This window comes from Sphingomonas gilva, assembly GCF_003515075.1.
In the GTDB taxonomy this organism is placed as follows: domain Bacteria; phylum Pseudomonadota; class Alphaproteobacteria; order Sphingomonadales; family Sphingomonadaceae; genus Sphingomonas; species Sphingomonas gilva.
In genome coordinates, this window is record NZ_QWLV01000001.1 from 860,439 (window position 1) to 881,792 (window position 21,354).

At 66.5% G+C, this 21,354-nt stretch carries 15 protein-coding genes; 9 read left to right on the forward strand and 6 right to left on the reverse strand.

Going from position 1 to position 21,354, the window contains the following annotated elements:
* The first annotated feature begins 15 nt into the window (after positions 1-15).
* The 3 genes from D1610_RS04060 (at position 16) to D1610_RS04070 (ending at position 3,623) form a co-directional block, all read left to right on the forward strand.
* Positions 16-1,035 carry a YihY/virulence factor BrkB family protein gene (locus tag D1610_RS04060; protein WP_118862795.1) on the forward strand — a complete coding sequence of 340 codons (1,020 nt, stop codon included), beginning with the start codon at positions 16-18 and terminating at the stop codon, positions 1,033-1,035.
* Between the two features lie 444 nt (positions 1,036-1,479).
* A complete protein-coding gene (locus D1610_RS04065) occupies positions 1,480-2,313 on the forward strand; it encodes a 3-keto-disaccharide hydrolase (RefSeq protein ID WP_118862796.1) in 834 nt (277 codons plus the stop codon).
* A complete protein-coding gene (locus D1610_RS04070) occupies positions 2,310-3,623 on the forward strand; it encodes a Gfo/Idh/MocA family protein (RefSeq protein ID WP_118862797.1) in 1,314 nt (437 codons plus the stop codon). The genes D1610_RS04065 and D1610_RS04070 overlap by 4 nt, the downstream gene beginning before the upstream one ends.
* A gap of 29 nt (positions 3,624-3,652) precedes the next feature.
* Here D1610_RS04070 and D1610_RS04075 read toward each other — a convergent pair whose 3' ends face one another.
* The 4 genes from D1610_RS04075 to D1610_RS04090 are packed head-to-tail and all read right to left on the reverse strand — an operon-like array spanning position 3,653 to position 7,981.
* Positions 3,653-5,224 carry an alpha-amylase family glycosyl hydrolase gene (locus tag D1610_RS04075; RefSeq protein ID WP_118862798.1) on the reverse strand — a complete coding sequence of 524 codons (1,572 nt, stop codon included), beginning with the start codon at positions 5,222-5,224 and terminating at the stop codon, positions 3,653-3,655.
* A complete protein-coding gene (locus D1610_RS04080) occupies positions 5,221-6,054 on the reverse strand; it encodes an alpha/beta hydrolase (protein ID WP_118862799.1) in 834 nt (277 codons plus the stop codon). Before D1610_RS04080 ends, D1610_RS04075 begins: the two co-directional genes overlap by 4 nt.
* Entirely contained in the window at positions 6,054-7,172 is a 1,119-nt protein-coding gene (locus D1610_RS04085) for an alcohol dehydrogenase catalytic domain-containing protein (RefSeq protein ID WP_222926924.1), read from the reverse strand. The genes D1610_RS04080 and D1610_RS04085 overlap by 1 nt, the downstream gene beginning before the upstream one ends.
* Positions 7,169-7,981 (reverse strand): phytanoyl-CoA dioxygenase family protein, encoded by an 813-nt coding sequence (locus D1610_RS04090; protein WP_118862800.1) that lies wholly within the window; start codon positions 7,979-7,981, stop codon positions 7,169-7,171. Before D1610_RS04090 ends, D1610_RS04085 begins: the two co-directional genes overlap by 4 nt.
* A gap of 239 nt (positions 7,982-8,220) precedes the next feature.
* Here D1610_RS04090 and D1610_RS04095 point away from each other — a divergent pair, with 239 nt between their 5' ends.
* Both D1610_RS04095 and D1610_RS04100 read left to right on the forward strand, forming a co-directional pair.
* On the forward strand, positions 8,221-9,072 hold the full coding sequence (locus D1610_RS04095) for a helix-turn-helix domain-containing protein (RefSeq protein ID WP_118862801.1): 852 nt from the start codon (positions 8,221-8,223) through the stop codon (positions 9,070-9,072).
* Positions 9,069-10,580: an MFS transporter gene (locus D1610_RS04100; protein WP_118862802.1), complete on the forward strand. Its 1,512-nt coding sequence runs from the start codon at positions 9,069-9,071 to the stop codon at positions 10,578-10,580. Before D1610_RS04095 ends, D1610_RS04100 begins: the two co-directional genes overlap by 4 nt.
* Here the strand turns inward: D1610_RS04100 and D1610_RS04105 are convergent.
* Positions 10,577-11,581: a glycosylasparaginase gene (locus D1610_RS04105; RefSeq protein ID WP_118862803.1), complete on the reverse strand. Its 1,005-nt coding sequence runs from the start codon at positions 11,579-11,581 to the stop codon at positions 10,577-10,579. The two genes, D1610_RS04100 and D1610_RS04105, sit on opposite strands and share 4 nt — an antisense overlap.
* Entirely contained in the window at positions 11,574-12,311 is a 738-nt protein-coding gene (locus tag D1610_RS04110; protein WP_118862804.1) for a copper homeostasis protein CutC, read from the reverse strand. The genes D1610_RS04105 and D1610_RS04110 overlap by 8 nt, the downstream gene beginning before the upstream one ends.
* A 65-nt stretch (positions 12,312-12,376) precedes the next feature.
* On the opposite strand from D1610_RS04110, the gene D1610_RS04115 reads away from it, so the two are divergent.
* The 4 genes from D1610_RS04115 to D1610_RS04130 all read left to right on the forward strand — a co-directional run bounded on the left by D1610_RS04115 (position 12,377) and on the right by D1610_RS04130 (position 21,344).
* Entirely contained in the window at positions 12,377-13,600 is a 1,224-nt protein-coding gene (locus D1610_RS04115) for an ROK family transcriptional regulator (RefSeq protein WP_118862805.1), read from the forward strand.
* Between the two features lie 202 nt (positions 13,601-13,802).
* Positions 13,803-16,196: a GH92 family glycosyl hydrolase gene (locus D1610_RS04120; RefSeq protein ID WP_118862806.1), complete on the forward strand. Its 2,394-nt coding sequence runs from the start codon at positions 13,803-13,805 to the stop codon at positions 16,194-16,196.
* Positions 16,193-18,145, forward strand: a complete 1,953-nt coding sequence (locus D1610_RS04125; protein WP_182466688.1) for a glycoside hydrolase family 2 protein — start codon at positions 16,193-16,195, stop codon at positions 18,143-18,145. Before D1610_RS04120 ends, D1610_RS04125 begins: the two co-directional genes overlap by 4 nt.
* A gap of 298 nt (positions 18,146-18,443) precedes the next feature.
* Complete coding sequence (locus D1610_RS04130; RefSeq protein ID WP_245941985.1) at positions 18,444-21,344, forward strand: TonB-dependent receptor; 2,901 nt, start codon at positions 18,444-18,446, stop codon at positions 21,342-21,344.
* The last annotated feature ends 10 nt before the right edge of the window (positions 21,345-21,354 follow it).

Below are 21,354 nucleotides of genomic sequence, written 5' to 3' on the forward strand. Positions count from 1 at the left end.
CTTCGTTGGTAGGCGATGGACCAGCCGATTCCGCCCGTCGCCCAGACCGAGGACGTCGCCCCCATGGTGAGGGCGCGCGACGACGGCGCGCCGGGTCGCGACGCGCATTCGCCTTGGGCGATGCCACGCGCCGCGTGGTGGCAGATATTGAAGCGCGTCTGGGTGGAGACGGGCACCGACAACATATCGCTCGCCTCCGCCGGCGTCGCGTTCTTCGCCTTCCTGTCGTTCGTCCCGCTGATCGGCTCGGTGGTGCTGATCTACGGCCTCGCCGCCGACCCCGCGTCGATCGCCAGCCTGGTGCGCGACCTGTTCGAGCTGATGCCGGCCGACGCCGCGTCGATCGTCTCGCGCCAGCTGCAGGATCTGGTCGCCACCGCATCGACCACCAAGGGCTGGGCGCTCGCGCTCGCGCTCGCCACTTCGCTCTATGGCGGAATGCGCGCCTCGTCGGGCATCATCATGGCGTTGAACATCGCCTATGAAGAGAGCGAGACACGCTCCTTCCTCTGGCTCAATGTCGTGACCCTCGCCTTCACGGCCGGCCTGGTGGTCGCCGGGCTCGGCCTCATCCTGCTGTCCTCGCTGCTGGTGGCGATGGAGGCGCTGCTGTCGGGTTGGCACGAGGCCGTCATCTGGACCGCGCGCGGCGTCATCTGGCTGCTGGCGGGCGCGGCGTTATCGTTCCTCGTGGCGGTGACCTATCGCTACGCGCCCGATCGCGCGCGCGCCAAATGGGTCTGGATCACGCCCGGATCGCTGCTGATGACCATCGGCGGCCTGATCCTCACCGCCGGTTTCAGCACCTATGTCGCCCATTTCGGCAGCTACAACGCCACCTACGGCGCGCTCGGCGCCATCGTCGTGTTCCTGTTGTGGCTGTATCTCCTCGCCTATCTGTTGTGCATTGGCGCTGAAGTGAATGCCGAGCTGGAGAAGCAGACGGCGATCGACACGACGGCAGGCCGGTCGCGAGCAGCCGGAAAGCGGGGAGCGGCGGTTGCCGATCTCGTCGCCGTCGCACCTCAGGAATGATCTCATTCCGCACGACGCGAAGTTCAGTATGTTCAGTCATGGAACGATCGGACCGACATGGTCAGCGTCATCCGCAAACCCTAGGCCGAGTCCCCTCGGACTCCCGCAGAAAACTGCATTTTCGCGCGATAAGGTAACGGTTTTTCGCGCTGCGTTTTACCTTTGGCCGTTCCACATGCGTGACTGCATGTTCGCGGCCCACGCACGGTCGGAGCTTTCGACGGTTAAAAGAACAAAAATGGAACATATATCATCGCTTCGATGTAGGAAAGCGATTTCTTTGTTCGTCGCCATCAAATCGCGGCCGATGCATCGGATCGCCTCCCGCTTGCCAGCACCGCCTCCAGTCATATAGGCGATATATACGATAAATAGCTGGCGCATTGGACGCACCGTTCTGGCCGAGCCACATTCTTTCGCAGCCTCGCATATCGGGAGAGTGATATGACACCGTTCACAAGGACAACCATCCTGCCGGTCTGCCTTGCGCTGCTCGCGTGCGCCCCGCCGGCCAGCCATTCCCCGGAGGACGCGTCCGAGAATGTCGCAGACGAATCGATGGACGTGGAAAACACGCTTAGCTCGGAGGAGCGTGCGCAGGGGTGGCGGCTGTTGTGGGACGGCGAGACGACCGCCGGCTGGAAGGCGGCGAAGGGTGACGGCTTTCCGGCACAGGGCTGGGAAATCGATGACGGCGTGTTCAGCGTGCTGGCGTCCGACGGCGCCGAATCGCGCAACGGCGGCGACATCATCACGACCGAGGAATTCTCCAACTTCGAGCTGCTGATCGATTTCCGCATCACCCCCGGCGCCAACAGCGGGATCAAATATTTCGTCGATCCGGACCTGCTGAAGGGCGAGGGATCGGCGATCGGCCTGGAGTTCCAGATCCTGGACGACGAGCGCCACCCCGACGCCAAGATGGGCCGCGACGGCAACCGCACCGTCGGCTCGCTCTATGATTTGATCCCGGCGCGCAACCTGGAGAATCCGGGCGAGCCGAAGCCGGTTCGGCCGATCGGCGAGTGGAACACCGCGCGCATCCTGGTCGACGGCCGCCATGTCGAGCATTGGCTGAACGGCGTGAAGGTGGTGGAATATGAGCGCGGTTCGCCCGAATTCCGCGCGCTGGTGGCGCAAAGCAAATACGCCAAATGGCCATCCTTCGGCGAATGGCCGAGCGGCCCGATCCTGCTGCAGGACCACGGCAATTTGGTGTCGTTCCGCAACATCAAGATCCGCCCGCTTCCGGCGGCCGCGAAGGGAGAGGGCGCATGATCGACCGGCGCACCCTGATCGGTGGAGGCGTGGCGGCGGCGGCGCTGTCGGCGCCGGCGATGAGCTATGCGCGAATTCTGGGCGCGAACGACCGGTTGCACGTTGCCGTCATGGGTCTGAACGGGCGCGGATCGGCATTGATGAAGGCGGTGGCAGGCACGCCCAACAACGAGCTTTCCCGGCTGATCGACGTCGATTCGACGGTGTTGAAGAAGCGCGCCGGCGAGGCCGTTGCGGATGGCGGGCGGGCGCCTGCCCTCGACCGCGACTATCGCCGCGCGCTCGACCGAAAGGATATCGATGCGCTCGTCGTCACCACGCCCGACCATTGGCACGTCAAGGCGTCGATCGACGCGCTGAAGGCGGGCAAGCACGTCTATGTCGAAAAGCCGCTGAGCCTGGCCCCGGCGGAGGGCGAGGCGCTGATCGCGGTGCAGCAGGATAGCGGGCGCGTATTGCAGATGGGCAACCAGCAGCGATCGAGCCGAGAAACGCAGGAACTGGTCGGCATCGTCCGCGAAGGCGGATTGGGCGACATCTATCAGGCGGACACCTGGTATGCGAACAATCGCGGATCGATCGGCAAGGGCGAATACGCCGCGCCGCCGGCGCATCTCGACTGGGATCTGTGGCAAGGGCCGCGTCCGCGCGGGCGGTATCGCACCAACCTGGTCCATTATAACTGGCACTGGTTCTGGCGGTACGGGACTGGCGAGACGACCAACAATGCGTTGCACGAGCTCGATATCGCGCGGCTGATCATGGATGTCGGCTTTCCCGAGCAGGTCTCGGCGCGCGGATCGCGGCAATTCCACCGCGGCGACGATTGGGAGATGTACGACACGCTCAATCTGGAGCTGATATATCCCGACAAGCGCCTGATCCGCTGGGACGGCCATAGCTGCAACGCGCAGCGGCGATACGGCCGCGATCGCGGCGTGCTGGTCTACGGCACCAAGGGCAGCGCGGTGGTCGACCGCAACGGTTATGAGATGTTCGACCTGGCCGGCAAGCAGATCGCCAAGGTGGAAGCAGCGGCGAAGAGCGCCACGACCAACACGGTGGGAGCAGGCGATCTCGACTTCCGGCATTTCGCCAACTTCGCCGATACGGTGCGCGGCACCGCCACGCGGCAGGCCTCGCCGGTGCGCGACGGGCATGTCAGCACGACGCTCTGCCATCTCGGCAACATCGCCTATCGCACCGGCAAGGAGCTGCGGATCGATCCCGCGACCGGCCGCCCGCAGGACGCCGAGGCGATGAAGCTGTGGGCGGTCGATTACGAGCCGGGATGGGCGGTGACGATCTGATGCGGGCCACGAAGCGCCCGATGAGCCGGTTATTTCGAGCCGAGGATGCGGACTTCCATGGGCTGCAGGATGGCCGTCATGTCGGCCGGCCGATCGGACGGGGTTATCAGGTCGTATAGCGGCGCCTGCACCGCGCCCTTCAGGCCGGACGCCACCTCGGCCGGAGCCTCGCCCAGGTTCGCGACGATCAGCGTCCGGCTGTCTCCTTCCTGGCGCAGGATGCACAGCAAGGGCCCGGCGTCGTCGCACAGGATTTGCTGCTCGCCCGTCCGGATTTCCGGCCGCTCCGCGCGGAGCTTCAGGAGCGTGCGGTACCAGTTGAAGAGCGAGGCGGGATCGTCCTCCTGCGCCTCGAGCGATACGCCGTCGCCGCTGCGGTTGTAGCGTTGGGTCCAGCCCGGACGGCCGCTCTTGTACCAGATCGCCGACCCCTCCGCCTCCAGATCGCGCCGCCAGCGGAACGCCTCGCGCAGCGGGATGTGCGCCGCGTCCGACAGCCCGCCGGTGCGCGTGCGGCCGCGCATCCCCAGTTCCTGGCCATAGTAGATCAGCGGTTCGCCGCTGAGCAGGATGTTGAGCGCGGCGCCGACGCGCAGCCGCGCCGGATCGGATTCGGCGAGCGTCGCGAAACGGTCCGTGTCATGGTTCTCGACGAATATGATCTGCCCCTTGCCGGCGGGCGTGCGCGCCCTGGTTTCGCGAAGCGCGGCGATGATCTCGCGCTTGTCGAACTTGGTGATCGCGCCGCGCAGCGGAAAGGCGAAGGCGAGATCGGCATCGCCGCGCTTCAGCCAGTCTTCGCCATAGCCCCAATCGGCCTGCTCGGCGAGGAGCCGCACCTTCGGATTGCGCGCGCGCACCGCGGCGAAGATCGGCGCCCAGAAATCGGCGAAGAGATTGGTGAGCCGTCCCTTATGGTCGAGATCGTCCATCATATGATCGATGCGGAAGCCGTCGACGCCGTCGCGCAGCGATCCGTCGCCGTGCGGATCGAGCCAGAACAGCAGCAGATCGCGGAAATAGCGCTTCACGGCCGGCTTGCGCATGTCGATCATCGCGATGCCGATATAGCTGCCGTCATAGCTGGGCCATGCGGGCAGCTTGAGGAACGGCTCGGGCTCCTGGTTGCCGGGGCGGTTCCACAGCACGAACTCGCTCTGCGGGTGCCGCGGATTGCCGCGCGCCTCGGTCAGCCAGGGATGCCCCTCGGCGACATATTGGATCTCCTGGTCGAGATAGACCTTGAGGCCGCGCTTATGCGCCGCGCGGACGAAGGCGAAATACTCCTCCATCGTGCCGAAATCGGGATCGATCGCGCGGAAATCGGTGGCGAAATAATTATGGTAGAAGGGCGAGGGCTGGAGCGGGGTCAAGAGGATCGAGGTGACGCCCAGCGAGACGAGGTAATCGAGCTTTTCGGTCAACCCCCTGAGGTCGCCGTCGCGATCCCCGTCCGAATCGCGAAAGCTGCGCATGAAGATGTGATAGAACACCTCCGAGCCGGTTTGGGCGCGTTGGGCCTGGACGGCCGGCGCGGCGTGGGCGGCGGGCGTGAGCGCCGCGAGACAGGCGCCCAGTAGCAGCATCCGCATCGTCTTCATCGATCCTCTCCCTGTTTTCCTTCTGTGGTATCGGCGAGCACGCGTCCGAAGAAGCGGAGCGTCCGTTCGATCTCGCGCGACCAATAGGTCCAATCGTGCCCGCCCTCGGCCTCGCGGTAGCGGTGCGGAATCCCGGCGTGGTCGAGCGCCAGGTGCAGCGCGCGATTGTCTGGCAGGAAGGGGTCGTCGCGGCCGCAATCGAAGCGCAGCGGCGGGAGGGGCTTCGGCGCGGCGGTCAGCGCCACCTCGACGCTGACATCCTCTGGCCGCATGCTCCAGTGCTCGCGGCTCTCGGCGATCAGCGGGTCGAGTGCTGCCGCGCGGGTCACGGCCGAATGCGCGGCGGCGGCGGTTATCCGGCCGGGATATTTCCCCGCGAGGCGGAGCGCCGCGAAACCGCCCATGCTGAGCCCGGCGAGCAGCAGCGGCGATCGCGGATCGCAGACGTGCGTCGCCTCGGCGGCGGCCAGCGGCACCTCGTCGATGATCCAGCGTTCGAAATCGCGATCCTGGTGCGGGACATAGCCCGATCCATCGCCCCACAATCCGTCTGACGGCATGGCGAGCACCACCGGCGGCAGCGCGCCTTCGGCCACCAGCCGCGCAGCGCAGAGATGCGCGCCGCCCTTGAGCGCCCACGCCCAATGCGAGCCATAGACGCCGTGCATCAGGACGATCAGCGGCGCGGCGCTTCCCGGCTCCGCACCCGGCGCGACCCAGATGCAGAGATCGGCGCGCGCGCCGAGCGCCGCGCTCTTGACCGTGACGAAGCGCAGGCCTTCCGCCGAGATCCCGGGGTCCGACAGCTCGATGGTGCGAAAGCCCGCCATCAGCCGATCCGGATGACGCCCTTGGCGGTGCGGCCGGCGAGCATGTCGCCAATGGCATCGTCGAGGCAGTCCAGGGAATATTCGCGGGAGATCAGCGCGCCCAAATCGATCTCGCCCTGCTCGACCCAGTCGAACAGGCGGGGAAAGTCCCGCGCGGGAACGCATCCGCCGTAGAGCGGCGTGACGTAGCGCTTGTTCCAGAACAAATCGGTCATTGCCACTTCGACCTGTCCGTGCGCGCCGCTGACCTGCAGCGCATTGCCGCCGTTGCGCGCGAGCCGCAGCGGCAGAAAGGCGAGCGCGGCGACGCCGGTCGCCTCGAACGCGTGATCGACGCCCTGACGATCGGTCAGCGCGCGCACGCGTTCGGTGAGCGCCGCGCCGCCATCGTCCGCGTCGTCGACAAGCAGCAGGTCGGTGGCGCCCATGCTCGCGGCGCGATCGAGGCCCTGCCGGTTTCGATCGATCGCGATGATCCGGCCGGCGCCCGCGATCGCCGCGCCGCGCACCACGTTGAGGCCGACGCCGCCGCAGCCGATCACCGCGACGCTATCTCCGGGCGCGACCCTAGCGACGTTGATCGCGGAGCCGATCCCGGTCATCACCGCGCAGCCGAGCACGCACGCCTGTTCCGGAGGAAACCAGCCGGGAAGCGGCGTCACCGCCTCCGCGCGAACGAGCGTGTATTTCGCGAAGGTCCCCAGATGGAAGGAGCGATCGATCGCCGCGCCCTGCCAGCGCGTTGCGCCGCGATGTACGCGGCTGGTGCCGAAGCGCGCCGGATCGGTTTCGTGCGTGCGATCGCACAGCGAATCCTCTCCGCGCCCGCATTGCGGGCACGCCCCGCACGGAATCGCCCAGTTGAGCAGCACCGCCATGCCGCGCGTCAGATGCGTCACGCCTTCGCCGACCGCCTCGATATGCCCGGCGCCCTCATGCCCCATCACCAGCGGGCCCGGCCATTTGAGCGAGGCATAGTCGGTATGGCAAAGCCCCGCGGCCGCCAGCCGAACCCGCACCTCGCCCGGCATCGGTGCGGCAACCTCGATCGTGTCGATCACGAAGCCGCCCGCGCCGTTGGCGATTGCCGCCGGACCGTGCACGGCGCCGGCGTTCACGCGCCGCGCTCGTAGAGGACGGGGTTTTTGGGGGTGTCGATGATCGCGCCCACTTCCGCGCCAGGGCACCAGCGCTCCCAATCGGCCTGCTGCATCTCGTTGGTCGGCGCCTTCAGCCGCATGTCGCGATCCATGTAGATCACCGTCATCACCGATCGCGGACGGACGGAGCGGTTGGCGCCGGCGCGGTGGAAGGTCCAGCCGAGGTGGAAGCTGACCTCGCCGAGATCGAACGGCGCGTCGACGATAGGGAAACCCTGGCGCTGCATGTCTTCGGTGATCGCGCGCTCGCTTTCGTCCGAAATGCCCAGATCGCGCCCGAACTCGACCGTCTGGCTGCCGGCGAAGAAGGCGAGGGGCCCCATGTCCTGCGGCACCGCCTGCAGCGGAACCCAGGCGGTGACCGTGCGATCGCTGGAGACCGGCCAGTAATATTGGTCGGCATGCGCCGGGGTGATGCCGCCGGCGGGCTCCTTGTAGAGCGACTGATCGTGATACAGCCGGACGCCGTCGATCTCGAGCAGCGCGGCGGCGATCCCCGCCAGCCGCTTGCCGAAGACGAATTCGCGCGCAAGCCCGCCCTGTTCCCACAGGTTCATGATCTGCAGGAACGCCTTGTCGTATGTCGACCGCTCTTCGAGGGGCACGGTCTGGGTGTTGAGCGCAATGGTGAGCCGCGTGATCTCCTCGCCGTAATGGCGCAGCTCCTCGGCGTTGAAGACATGCTTCAGGCGGATGAAGCCGTCGCGCCGGAAGGCGGCGACCTGGCCCGGCGTCACCGGATAGGGGCGGTCGATGTCGATTGTCATGTCCGGACTACTCCACGCGGGCGCGGCCGCTACGACGGCCGACCTCTTGCCGCGAAAGCTAGACCCTCGCCCGGCCGCGCGCATCAGGCGCGGCTGTCGTCCGGCCCGCCAAAAACTGTCGAGATGTTGACCTGGATGGGAGGCTAGGCGCGCATTTGCCGCGCGTTCGATCGGGGCACGGCGACTTCGAAGCGACGCCCCCGCTTGCCCCTTGCGCGAAATACTATCACTCTCTTGTCATGGCGGCACGACCAATTTGCGAGCCGGTGGAGCTGGCGCCCGGGGCATCGGTCGTGGTCGACCGGGTGACCCATCCGGCATCCTCGCCGTCGCTCGGGCGGCTGCTCCACTTCCACGACGTGAGCGAGCTGGTGCTGTTCGACGCGGTCGACGGCTGGTTCTTCGCCGATGGCAAGCGCTATCGGCTCGATCCGGGCAGCATCGCCTTCGTCCCTTCGATGCGGCACCACGACTTTGCGCTCGATGCGGGCGCCAAGTCATGGCGGCTGGTGCAGGTCGATCCCTATATCGTCGAGCAGATCGCGGTGCGGCCCGAAGGCGCCCGGCTGGCGCGGCCGTTCTGCGCGCATCCGAAAGCGTCAGAGTTCGCGCGGCTGGCGATGCTCGCCGAGTGGCTGCAGGACGCCGCCGCAGCCGACGCGCGGGGTCCGCTGGTCGGGCGCCTCGTCGAACTGCTGCTGACCGCGGTGGCCCAGGCGCCCGAGGCGCGCAGCTCCGAATCGGGCAATGCCGACGCCGATGTCGATCGCCTGCTGCCGGCGCTCGACCGGCTGCGCCGCGATCCCGGTGCGGCGATCCCGCTGCCCGCGGCGGCGACGATGTGCAGCCTTTCGCCCGCCTATTTCTCCCGCCGGTTCAAGCAGGTGTTCGGAATGAACTTCACCGATTACGCGCGCGCCTATCGGCTGCATGTCGCCGCGCGGCGGATCGTCGGCACGCGCCGGCCGGTGTCCGAGATCGCCTACGACCTGGGCTTTTCCAGTCCGTCGCACTTCACCCAGCGGTTCCACGAACGCTTCGGCATGGCCCCGCGCGACTATCGTCGCGGCGCGCGCGGGCGGGGCGAATGACCGCGCCAAGCGTGCACGAGGGCGCGGCCACTCGCCCGCTGCTCGGTTTCGCAGGGATGTGGAACCTGTCGTTCGGCTTCTTCGGCATCCAGGTGGCGTTCGCGCTGCAGGGGGCGAATGTCAGCCGCATCTTCCAGACGTTGGGCGCTACCATCGAGGAGTTGCCCTTCCTGTGGATCGCGGCGCCGGTGACGGGACTGATCGTCCAGCCGCTGGTCGGTCATTTCAGCGACCGCACCTGGCTTGGACGTCTGGGGCGCAGACGGCCGTATTTCCTTGCGGGCGCGATATTGGCGGCGCTCGCGCTGGTGGCGATGCCGCATGCGCAGGCCTTGTGGGTAGCGGCCGCCTTGCTGTGGATCCTCGACGCGTCGATCAACGTCTCGATGGAGCCGTTTCGCGCCTTTGTCGGCGACATGCTCGATCCCCGGCAGCGCAGCCGCGGCTACGCGTTCCAGACGATCTTCATCGGCGCGGGCGCGGTCTTGGCGGCCTGCGCCCCTGCGATCCTGACCGACGGCTTCGGCATTGCCAACACCGCGCCGCTGGGCGAGACGCCGCCGTCGGTGCGCTGGGCCTTTTACGGCGGCGCGGCGGTGCTCGTCGCGACGATCGCGTGGACCGTGGTCACGACGCGCGAATTCCCGCCCGACACGCTGCGCGCCTTCGGCGACGCGACCGGCCACGCAGCGCCGCCGGCGGAGGCCGCGCCGGGGTGGCGGCAGGCGGCGGGCTGGATCGCCATAGGCGCGGCCATAGCCGCATCGGTCGCGACACTCGGTCTCGATCAGCCGCTCTACATCCTGGGCTTCGGCATGGCGGCGTTCGGCCTGGCCCAGATGATCAACCGATTGCGCCTGTCCGCTGGCCGGGACCGGCTGCTCAACCACATCCTGAGCGACCTCAACACCATGCCGGCGACGATGCGGCGGCTGGCGATCGTCCATTTCCTGTCATGGTTCGGGCTGTTCGTGCTGTGGATCTACGCGACGCCGGTGGTGACGCGTCACCATTTTGGCGCGAGCGACGTCGCATCGGCCGCCTATAATGACGGGGCCAACTGGGTGGGGGTGCTGTTCGGCGCCTATAACGCGGTCGCCGCGGTCTATGCGTTCGCGATCCCCGCGCTCGCCCGCCGCATCGGAATGCGGCGGCTGCACGCGATCAACCTGATCGCGGGCGCGCTGGGGCTCGTCTCCTTTGCGCTGACCCGCGACGCCGATCTGCTGCTCGTTTCGATGATCGGCGTCGGGATGGCGTGGGCGTCGATCCTCACCATCCCCTATACCATCCTCAGCAACTGCCTGCCGCCCAACAAGCTCGGCGTCTATATGGGGCTGTTCAACATCTTCATCGTGCTGCCGCAGCTGGTCGTCTCGACGGTGATGGGCGCGCTGGGCAGCGCCCTATATCCGGACGATCCCGTGTTCGGCTTCGTCATCGCCGCGGCGTTCATGCTGGCCGCGGCCGCCGCCGTGCGGCTGTTGGCAGAGGATGGAACCGCCTAAGCCGGCGGGGTGAACAGGCTTGCCGCAGGCAATATCTCCGCCGCGCCCGAATGACGCGTCACCGCATAGGTGAAGCCGGGCAGCAGCGCATAGGCGCCGACGCGGCCGTCATGGCCCAGCGCGAGGAAGCCGACCTGCAACCCCATGATCGCCTCGCCGCGCAGCCGGGCGATGTGCCTGACCGCCTCCTCGCATGCTGCCTGGGGCGAAAGGCCCGCGCGCATCGAGCCGACCACGCGGGCCGTGCCGGCGATGCGCGTCACCTCCTCGCCGACGCCGGTCGCGGCCGCCGCCCCGACGCCTCTCTCGATGAAAAGGCCGCTGCCCGCCTGCGGCGAATCGCCGACCCGGCCGCGCATCTTGAAGGCCATGCCGGAGGTGGTGCAGGCGGCCGCCATATGCCCGTCGAGCGTGCGGGCGAGAATGCCGATCGTGTCGTGGTTGAGCGCCGAGCCGGGCGGTGCGGGCAGCCGGTTCTCGACATTGGCGACCGGCTGGTAGCGCGCGGTCCTGAGCCATTCGCGCCACGCCTTCTCGGCATCGGGCGTCAACAGCCTGGTGCGCCTCATGCCCTGATCGAGCGCGAAGCGGGTGGCGCCCTCGCCGACCAGCAGCGTGTGCGGCGTCTTCTCCATCACCAGTCGCGCGACCGAGATTGCGTGGACGACATGCTCCAGCGCGGCGACCGCGCCGACGCTGCCACGATCGTCCATGATGATGGCGTCGAGCGTCACGTTGCCGTCGCGATCGGGATAGCCGCCAAGGCCCACGGAATGGTTGGCCGGATCGGCTTCGGGCACCCTGGCGCCAGCCTCGACTGCGTCGAGCGCCGTGTCGCCGGCCCGGAGACGGACGAGCGCGGCCGCGTTCGCCGCCTTGCCGAAATCCCAAGTGGAGACCACGGCGACCGGATCGTCGGCGGCCGCCGCCCTCGTCGCACCCGCCGTCAGCGTCGCCCCGCCGAGCGTGAGTGCAGTGCGGCGCGAAATTGCTTCATTCATCCCCGATCGTCCTTCCTGCAAGCGCTGCACGCAGCTGTGCCACGATCGCCTCGTCCGTCGCGCGACGCGGGCCTTTGGCGAAGCCGAGCCGCAGCGTGGCGCCGTCCGGCTCGGGGCCGGGGCGGCTCGCCGACGCGTGCACCTCGCGCACTCCGGTGGTCGCGACGAGCCGCGCGACATTGTCGGGCGTGACGCCCGCGCCGGCGATGATCGACAGCCGGTCCCCGGCCGTTTCGACCATCGCGGCGAGCGTCGCCATGCCCTCGATCGCGGAAGGCGCGCCGCCGGAGCTCAGGATGCCGTCATAGCCGAGCGCAACCGCCTCTCGCACCGCCGCGACGGGATCGGGCAATAGATCGATCGCGCGATGGAGTATGATCGTCGCATTGCGCGCGGCATCGCGGAAGCGCGCCAGCGCCTCGCCGTCGAGCCCGCCCTGGGCACGCAGCGCACCCACGACGATTCCGGCGACGCCCCGCCCGACTGCGAGGCCGATCTCCTCGACCATTAGCGCCGCCTCGTCCTCCGACAGGACAAAGCCGCCCGCGCGCGGGCGGATCATCATGTGCGTCGGACAACCGGTCCGCAGCGCCTTTTCGAGGAGGGCCGGGGAGGGCGTGAGGCCGCCGAGCTCCAACGCCGAGCACAGCTCTATCCTATCCGCGCCGCCGGCGACGGCCGCTTCGATCCCCATCGGATCATCGACGCAGATTTCGAGGAGCGTGTTCATGGTTTCGTTTCATTGGTTTGATCCGCAGCCGCATATAGCGCAAGGACGTGAGTGGAGGACAAAGGATGACCGGCGCTTCGCCTGCCCGCATAGGCCTTTCCGGCACCAACCTGGAGCGGGCGGCCGATCACAACCAGCGCGTCACGCTTCATGCGATCCGTGTCACCGGTTCGCTGACCCGGGTGGATCTGGCGCATATCACCGGCCTCACGCCCGCGACGATCGCCAACATCACCAAAAGGCTGCTTGCCGAAGGGCTGATCGAAGAGGCCGGGCGGCTGCGCGGCGGGCGCGGGCAGCCGCCGACCAAGCTCGTCATCAACCCGAACGCCCGCTATTCGATCGGCGTCAACATCGACCGCGATCATGTGACGATGGTCGTGGTGAACTTCGTCGGCCAGACCGTCGCGCGCGTATCCCGCGAGGTGGAGTTCGCGCTGCCCGGCGAGATCAGGACCTTCTACCAGCGCTCGGTCGACAAGCTGATCAAGCGCGCGAAGGTCGATGTCGGGCAGCTGGTCGGCGTCGGGATCGCGCGTCCCGACGATCTGGGCTTGGTCGACCTGCCCGGGCGCCCAGCGGCCTATGCCGAATGGGAGAAGGCGGACGTCGCGCGGCTGTTCGCGGAGCCGCTCAACCTTCCGGTGTTCGTGGAGAACGACGCCGCGGCGGCCGCCATGGGCGAGCTTCAGCTTGGCCTCGGCCAGGGATTCTCCAGCTTCTTCTATATCCTGATATCGTCGGGACTGGGCGGCGGCCTGGTGATCGACGGCGCCTATTTCCGGGGCGCGGACCGGCGGAGCGGCGAACTGGGCTTCCTGATGAGCGACGACGGGCGAGGTGCGCGCAGCCAGATCCAGAACTTTGTTTCCTTGTCCGGCCTTGCGCGCCCGCTCGAGGCGGCCGGGCTGACCATCGTCGATATGCTGGAGGCGGGCGGACGCGACGAGCGGATCGAGCCGATCGTCGACGCGTGGATCGACGACGCGGTCGAGCGGCTGGCCGAGCCGCTGACGGCGATCAACTGCCTGATCAATCCCGCCGCGGTGCTGATCGGCGGCCGCCTGCCGGGCGAATATGTCGATCGGCTGGCCGACCGCCTGAGCGCGCTGCTGGGGGAGCGGGCGCTCAACGCGCCAGTGCTCGCGCCGATCAAGCGCGCAATGCTCGCCGAGGACGCCCCGGCGGTGGGCGCGGCGATCCTGCCGCTCAGCCACTTCCTGCTGCCCAAGCCGAACGCGCTCTGGAAGGCGCAGGGGCGGATCGCCGAGAGCCGTTCGCTCAGCTGATTCAGGCAGCGCTTCGGCTGCGAAACTTCTCGAAGCTCTCGCTTATGACAGCGCAGCGCACGATGATCTGCGCATCTCAAACATTCATTTGACAAATAGATTTATTTAATCGAGAAACTGCGGCGACAGCCGGAGCGGAGGAAATCCGCACGGCGCCGGAGGGGCGTGCGTTTGCCGACTCCTTCGGAACAAGGAGGGGCTGATGACGAAGGGCCATGCGCGGACGAGCCGCAGGTCGCCGATCCGGGATTGGACGCGGACGCTGGGCCTGGCCGTCGCCGGCGTCAGCCTGGCCGGCGCGCCGGGCGTCGCCCAGAACGGCGCGCGATCCGACCAACGGCCCGTCGACCTGGCCAACCCCCTTGTCGGCACCGCGCCGCTCGACAAGCCCGAGCTGATCGGCAACGCGCCGCCGCCGGGCGAGCCGGTCTATTCGGGCCAGACCTCGCCGGGCGCGCGGCTGCCGCACAGCTCGGTCGAGGCGGCGCCGGTCAACGTCAATCTCGAGCTCACCTATCCCAACGGCGTTCCGGCGCCCTATCATTATCCCAATCCGACGATGTTCGGCTTCACCGGCGGCGGCGGCGCCACCTATGGCGGCAACGCCAAGCCGATCATCATGCCGGTGGTCGGCGACTGGACGGTGCCCCCCGCCTACACGCCGGCCTATTACGACAAGGCGCGCGAGAAGGCGTCGCCGGGCTATTATTCGGTCTATCTGGACACCTTTCGCACCCAGGTGGAGCTGACCGCGACGCAGTGGACCAGCATGATGCGGTTCACCTTCCCGGAAACCGAGCGGGCGAACGTCATCGTCAACCTGCCGCGCGAGGGCGGCGAGGTGGAGATCGTCGGCGACCGCACCGTGCGCGGGCTTTCCGCCGAGAAGCGGGGCGGCGCGGACGGATCCTATTTCGTCGCCGAATTCTCCAGGCCCTTCGCCGCGCACGGCACCTTCCGCGCGAACCTGGAGGACAAGGGCTGGGGCATCGGCACCAAGGATGTCGAGCCGGGCAGGCGGATCGTCTCGGGCAATTATGCGGGCGGCTATGTCACCTTCCATACGAAGGCGGGCGAGCAGGTGCTGATGAAGATCGCCCACGGCCACAGCTATGCCGAGGCCGAGCAGCGCCTGCGCGCGGAGAACCCGGGCTGGAATTTCAAGCGCGTCCACGATTCCGCGCGGGCCGAATGGGCCAAGCTGCTCGACCGCGTAGAGGTGACCGGCGGGACGCCCAAGCAGCGCAGGCTGTTCTATTCGACGCTGTTCCAGTCCTTCGCCAGCCCGCGGCTGATCGCCGAAAAGGGCGGGCGGTTCACCACCCGCAACGGCGAGGTGAAGACCGCGGGCTATGATCGCTACAGCCCGGTGCCCTTCTGGGATACCGGCCGCAACCAGATCGTGCTGCTCGAGCTGATGGAGCCGGAGCTGACGCGCGACGTGATGCAATCCGAGCTCGACATGGCGCGCGAGCGCGGGTTCATGAACACCTCGTTCCACGGCGACAATGCGGTGTTCCTCTATCTCGGCGCGATGGAGCGCGGCATCCCGTTCGATTACGCCGCCGCCTACGAATATCTGCGCAAGAACGCGACCGACACCAAGGGACCGCGCGATTATCTCGACGAGTATATCGCCAAGGGCTGGATTTCGGACATCGTCCCCGAGGGGAATCCGAGCCCGCCCTATGCGGGGGGCAAGGCCGGCGCAGACAAGACGCTGGAATATGCGTGGGACGATCATGCGCTGGCGCTGATGGCGCGGCGGCTGGGCAGAAACGACGACTATCGGATGTTCCTGAAGCGGGCCGGCAACTACCGCAACGTGTTCGACAGCTCGACCGGGTTCATGCGCGGCCGCACCAAGGACGGGACGTGGATATCGCCGTTCGATCCCGGCGAGCCCTATTACAACTTCATGATGAAGGAGGCGTCGGGCTGGTCGACGGTGTGGCTGGTGCCGCACGACGTGCAGGGGCTGATCAACCTGATGGGCGGGCGCGCCGCGTTCAACGCCAAGCTCGATCGGTTCTTCAGCACGCCCTACGATCCCAAGGGCATCTGCCGCGACTGCACCGGCATGATCGGCCAATATGTCCACGGCAACCAGCCCGATCAGCAGGCGCCCTATCTCTATGCGTGGAGCGGCCAGCCGTGGAAGACGCAAGGTCTGGTGCGCCGCATCCTCGACACGCTCTACGGCAGCGACGCGGCGGGCTACGGCTATCCCGGCATGGACGATCAGGGCGCGACCTCGTCCTGGTACGCGCTGAGCGCGATGGGCTTCTATCCGGTCGATCCCTCGACGCCGCACTACATCATCGGCAGCCCGATCTTCGACACGGTGAAGATGCGGCTGGGGAACGGCAAGACACTGGAGATCGTCGCCCGGAACAATTCGGCGAAGAACATGTACATCCAGTCGGCGACGCTCAACGGGCGTAGCTGGAACAAGCCCTGGTTCAGCCATGACGACATCAAGGACGGCGCGAAGCTGGTGCTGGTGATGGGGCCCAAGCCCAATCCCGCCTGGGGCAGCGCGCCGGACGCCGCGCCGCCTTCGATGTCGCCGGCGGCAGGAAGGACGGGAGCATGACCATGCGGATATTGGCGGCGATGCTTTGCGCCCTTTGGGCGGCTTGCGGCGCGCAGGCGCAGGAGAGCGCGCCCGTCCGCGGCGAGAAGGTCTTCACCGGCGAGGTGATGACCAGCTGGGGCAAGAAGGTCACACCCGAGAATGCCTGGCGCAGCTATCCCCGCCCGCAGCTGAAGCGCGCCAAGTGGCGGAATCTGAACGGCCTGTGGGATTATGCGATCACCGCGCCGTCGGTCGCCAGGCCCACCCGGATGGACGGCAAGATCCTGGTGCCCTTCGCGGTCGAATCGCGGCTGTCGGGCGTGGCGCGGCGCGTCGATCCCGAGGACCGGGTCTGGTATCGCCGCAGCTTCACCGTACCGGCCGACTGGGCCGGGCAGAACGTCATGCTCAACTTCGGCGCGGTCGACTACGAGGCCAATGTCTGGGTCAACGGCGCGATGGTCGGCGGGCACAAGGGCGGGTTCGACAGTTTCGGCTTCGACATCACCGACTATCTCCGCGCGGGCGAGAACGAGCTGGTCGTCCAGGTCGCCGATCCGACCAGCGCGGGCAGCCAGCCGCGCGGCAAGCAGATCCTGAAGCCCGAAGGCATCTGGTACACCGCGGTCAGCGGCATCTGGCAGACCGTCTGGCTGGAGCCGGTGCCCAAGCTGCACATCGCCGATGTGCGCGCCACGCCGGATATCGATCGCGGCACGCTGAAGGTCGAAGTCGCGCTGAGCGGCTGGGCCAACGACACCGATGCGGTGCGGCTGACCGCGCGGTCGGGCGGCAAGACGATCGCCTCCACCATCATCCGCGCCAATCGAGAGACGACGCTCGCGATCCCCGATGCGCGTCTCTGGTCGCCGGAAGACCCGTATCTCTATGACCTCGTCGCCGAGCTGGTGACCGTACGCGATCCCTATGCGGGGCTCGAGGAGCGCGATCGCAAGGCCTATGACGCGCGCTTCACCGAGGGCGAGCGCGAGACCTATGCCGCCGCGCAGGTCACGGGCGCTGTGCGCGACCGGGTCGAGACCTATTTCGGCATGCGCAAGATCTCGGTCGGGCCCGGCGCCATCGCCGGCCAGCCGATGCTGCTCCTGAACAACAAGCCCTATTTCCAGCACGGCACGCTCGATCAGGGCTGGTGGCCCGACGGCCTGCATACGCCGCCTTCCGAAGAGGCGATGCGCTACGATCTCGAATTCCTGAAGAAGGCGGGCTTCAACATGGTCCGCAAGCACATCAAGATCGAGCCCGCGCGCTATTATTACGACGCCGACCGGCTGGGCGTGCTGGTCTGGCAGGACATGCCCTCGGGCGGCGGCGAGGACCAGTTCGTCACCGGCACCAGCCAATCCCAGGCGGTGATGTCTTCAGACATGATGGCGCAGCATCAGGACGAGCTGACCCGCATGATCGGCGACCTGCGCGCCTTCCCGTCGATCGTGATGTGGGTCGTCAACAACGAGGGCTGGGGCCAGTACGACGCCGCGACCCTGGCGCACTATGTCCGCGGCATGGACCCCAGCCGGCTGGTCAACGCGGCGAGCGGCTGGCTCGACGTCGCGCCCGAAGTGTCCGACGTGCTCGACATCCACACCTATGAGGACGTGCCGCGGCGGCCGCCGCTGCAAAGCAACCGCGCGATCGTGCTCGGCGAATATGGCGGCATCGGCCTGCCGGTCGAAGGGCATCTGTGGCAGCCGGGCGACCGCAACTGGGGATACCAGACCGCGACCGACCAGGCTGACTATATCGCGCGCTACAAGCGCAAGATGGACGAGGTCATCCGCCAGGCGAAGGAGCACGGCCTGAGCGCCTCGGTCTACACCCAGACGAGCGATGTCGAGGGCGAGATCAACGGGCTGCTGACCTATGACCGCGCGCGCGCCAAGGCGCCGGCCGAGCGGCTCGCCGAGATCGCCGCGCCGCTCTGGGAGAAGGAGGCCGATCGGTAGAACCCCCCCGCATTGGGCGGGGCGTTGCGACGAACCGCGCCAAAGTCGCGCCGTAATTTAATTGACAATTTGTTTTTATTATTCTGAATACAGGTTCCACAAGCGACTGGCCGCCAACGACGGCGGCTGATCCAGAAACGTCGCGGGGATCTGCAAGGGAGGGGAGCGGGCGCTCCCCATGCACGAGGGAGGAGTGTCTGAAATGAATAGCCTTATGCAGGTTTCGCGTCGCGCCGCAGGCGGACGCCTCACATGCGAGCTGATGCTGTCGGCCAGCATGATCGTCGGCTTCGCCGGCATGGCGCAGGCACAGACGGCGACGGCGCAGGAAGCCCCGCCGGCGGCCGCGGACCAGGCGGCGGCCCCCGCCGCGCAGGACGAGATCATCGTCACCGGCTACCGCGCCTCGATCGAGGAAAGCCTGGCGCAGAAGCGCGAGGCGGACGCGTTCGTCGATGTGATCACCGCCGAGGATATCGGCAAGTTCCCCGACAAGAACGTCGCCGACGCGCTGCAGCGCGTGCCGGGCGTCATCATCTCGCGTGACGGCGGCGAGGGCAGCAGGGTGAGTATCCGCGGCCTCCAGTCCGGCCTAACCCTGACGCTGCTCAACGGCAACTTCATTGCCGGCGCGGACAGCGGCGATCCGCAGCGTTCGTTCAACTATGTGCTGCTGCCGTCCAACTTCATCGCCAGCACGGAGGTGTACAAGTCGCCCGAGGCGCGGCTTGAGGAAGGCGGCGTCGGCGGCACGATCATCCTCAACACCCGGCGGCCGTTCGATCTTCCGGCATGGTCGGGTTTCGTTTCCGCCGAGGGCACCTATTCGGATACGACCGAGAAATTCGACCCCCAATTCGGCGGGCAGCTGTCGTGGAAAAATGAGGCCGAGACGTTCGGCGTTCTCGTTGGCGGCGTCTATCAGAAGCGTTCCAACCGCGAGATCCGCGGCGAAATCGAGACCTGGCGCTGGTGGAGCGACCGCGACGAGGATGGCAACATCCTGACGCCCGCGACCGACGTCAACGGCAACCCGTTCGCGAACGACGACGCCATCTCCTATTGGCCCGGCGAAGGGGTCACCACCCGCGCTAACACTCATTATTCTGGATATTGGGCACCGCAAACGGTGAAAGCCCAAGTGTTCAATCAGGAGCGCGAGCGGTACGGCATCCAAGCGACGGTGCAGATGAAACCGTTCGAGAACGTCACCGTCACCTCTAACTACTTTCGTTTTCAGTATAGCAGCGATTTCACAAGCAACGTCGTGAAGATCCCTGAATGGGGTTACGGCAATTTCTTTACAGGGGCGACCTTCGACCCCAGCGGCACCATTTTTCAGTCGGCACAGTTTGAGGTGCCGGCTGCGGGAACCGAGTGCCTTGCCGCCAGCCCGCCGTGTACGATGGAAACACCGCAAATGTTCGGCACCTACAGTCGGGAAAAACAAGTCTCCAATACGTTCGAAACCGAGGTTAAGTACGAGGGTGATCGCTTTGGCGCCGTTTTGAAGTTCGGCAAGACCAGGGCGACCGGCGGTCCGTCGATGCGCTTTGATGTGGCTTCGAAGCCGCGTCTGACGGTGACGGGAGCCGAGCAGAACGGCAACTTTTACAGCGCATGGGATTTTACCGGCGGCAACCTCAACATGGAATTCTCCCCCGAGATCCAGGAAAACATCAAGAATGGCATCGCTCAGATCGACGTCGGTCAAACCGGTTCAAGTTTCACCAACAGCGAGATTGAACAGCGCTATGCGCAGCTTGATCTGACACAGGAATTCGACGGCTTCCTCCGATCGATCCAGGCCGGCGTCAAATGGCGCGACCTCAGCATTGGCCGCGAAACCGGACGCAGCGATTGGTATGCCGATCCGGCGACCGAGTTGCGCTATCAGGACACGCCGGAAGGTGCGGTGGCGCGCCCGGAATTCTTCTATGACGAACCGATCGGCAACGTCGTCGGCGGCGTCAGCGCGAATGTCTTTCCGGGGATCAATTTCGAGAATTACCTGAACTATCTCAACACCACCTATGGACCGTCGGTGCGAGTCTATGAGGAGGATTTCGTCTATGATATCGGCGAGCGGGTTTGGGCCGGTTATGCCCAGCTCAATTTCGCAACAGACCGTTTCCGCGGCAATGTCGGTCTGCGCGTCGCCAATACGCGGCAGTCGGGCAACACCTCGGATCGGCTGCAATATTTGAACGACTATTGCGTGAACACTAATGGCGATCCGTTTTTGCCGCCGCCGATCGGACCTGACGGCAACTGCCTCGTGCTGCCGCTCGATCAGCGCGAGACGATCGTCAACACGCGAGCCGATCAGTCGAAGACCTATACCGACTGGCTTCCCAGCTTGAACGCGTCGTACGAGATTACCGACAATCTGCTGATCCGCGGTGCCGTCGCCAAGGTGATCGCCCGTCCGTCCATCAACGATCTCGGAAGACAGCGTTCGCTGACTTTCCGGTCGGACGCCTATGCCTTCGACCGTGACCAGTTCGGCGAGTTCCCGGGCTGGTCGGGCAGCGGCGGCAACGCCGAGCTGCTGCCATTCTCCGCCTGGCAATATGATCTGGGCCTCGAATGGTATTTCAAGCGCGGCTCGGTGATCGGTGCGACATTGTTCCGCAAGGACGTGTCCGATTTCGTCGTGCCGCTGGTGATCGACGTGACCCGCGAAGTGAATGGCGAGCAGGTGCTGATCCAGCCCTATTCGACCATCGCCAACGGTTCGAACGCGGTGTCGCAGGGTATCGAGCTTTATGCCCAGCACACGCTGGACTTCGGGCTCGGCGCGCAGGTGAATTTCACCTATAACGACACATCGACCGCGGTCATCACGCTCGAAGGGCAAGATGTCGGCGAATCGCCGCTGGTCGGCAGCGCCAAGACGCAGATCAACGCATCGGTGTTCTACGAGAACGACCGGATGCTGCTGCGCGCGTCGTACAACCGCCGCGGCGAGCAGGTGCAGGGCCTCTCCTCGGGCCTGAACGTCTACGACGCCCCCTATGAGCAGGTCGACATCAACGCATCGTACGAGCTGATGGAAGGGCTGTTGCTCAACGCGTCGGTCATCAACCTGACCAAATCGGTGGAGCGCCAGCATCTGGGCAACGACACCGACGACCGGTTCGTGCGCAGCAATTATTTCGGCCGGCGCGCCTATGTCGGCATCACCTACAACTTCTGACGCGTCGCGT

Bases quoted from the DNA above. Each gene is read 5' to 3' on its own strand.
- D1610_RS04060 (WP_118862795.1), top strand. From the start codon at position 16: ATGGACCAGCCGATTCCGCCCGTCGCCCAGACCGAGGACGTCGCCCCC.
- D1610_RS04065 (WP_118862796.1), top strand. From the start codon at position 1,480: ATGACACCGTTCACAAGGACAACCATCCTGCCGGTCTGCCTTGCGCTG.
- D1610_RS04070 (WP_118862797.1), top strand. From the start codon at position 2,310: ATGATCGACCGGCGCACCCTGATCGGTGGAGGCGTGGCGGCGGCGGCG.
- D1610_RS04075 (WP_118862798.1), bottom strand. From the start codon at position 5,224: ATGAAGACGATGCGGATGCTGCTACTGGGCGCCTGTCTCGCGGCGCTC.
- D1610_RS04080 (WP_118862799.1), bottom strand. From the start codon at position 6,054: ATGGCGGGCTTTCGCACCATCGAGCTGTCGGACCCCGGGATCTCGGCG.
- D1610_RS04090 (WP_118862800.1), bottom strand. From the start codon at position 7,981: ATGACAATCGACATCGACCGCCCCTATCCGGTGACGCCGGGCCAGGTC.
- D1610_RS04095 (WP_118862801.1), top strand. From the start codon at position 8,221: ATGGCGGCACGACCAATTTGCGAGCCGGTGGAGCTGGCGCCCGGGGCA.
- D1610_RS04100 (WP_118862802.1), top strand. From the start codon at position 9,069: ATGACCGCGCCAAGCGTGCACGAGGGCGCGGCCACTCGCCCGCTGCTC.
- D1610_RS04105 (WP_118862803.1), bottom strand. From the start codon at position 11,581: ATGAATGAAGCAATTTCGCGCCGCACTGCACTCACGCTCGGCGGGGCG.
- D1610_RS04110 (WP_118862804.1), bottom strand. From the start codon at position 12,311: ATGAACACGCTCCTCGAAATCTGCGTCGATGATCCGATGGGGATCGAA.
- D1610_RS04115 (WP_118862805.1), top strand. From the start codon at position 12,377: ATGACCGGCGCTTCGCCTGCCCGCATAGGCCTTTCCGGCACCAACCTG.
- D1610_RS04120 (WP_118862806.1), top strand. From the start codon at position 13,803: ATGACGAAGGGCCATGCGCGGACGAGCCGCAGGTCGCCGATCCGGGAT.
- D1610_RS04125 (WP_182466688.1), top strand. From the start codon at position 16,193: ATGACCATGCGGATATTGGCGGCGATGCTTTGCGCCCTTTGGGCGGCT.
- D1610_RS04130 (WP_245941985.1), top strand. From the start codon at position 18,444: ATGGCGCAGGCACAGACGGCGACGGCGCAGGAAGCCCCGCCGGCGGCC.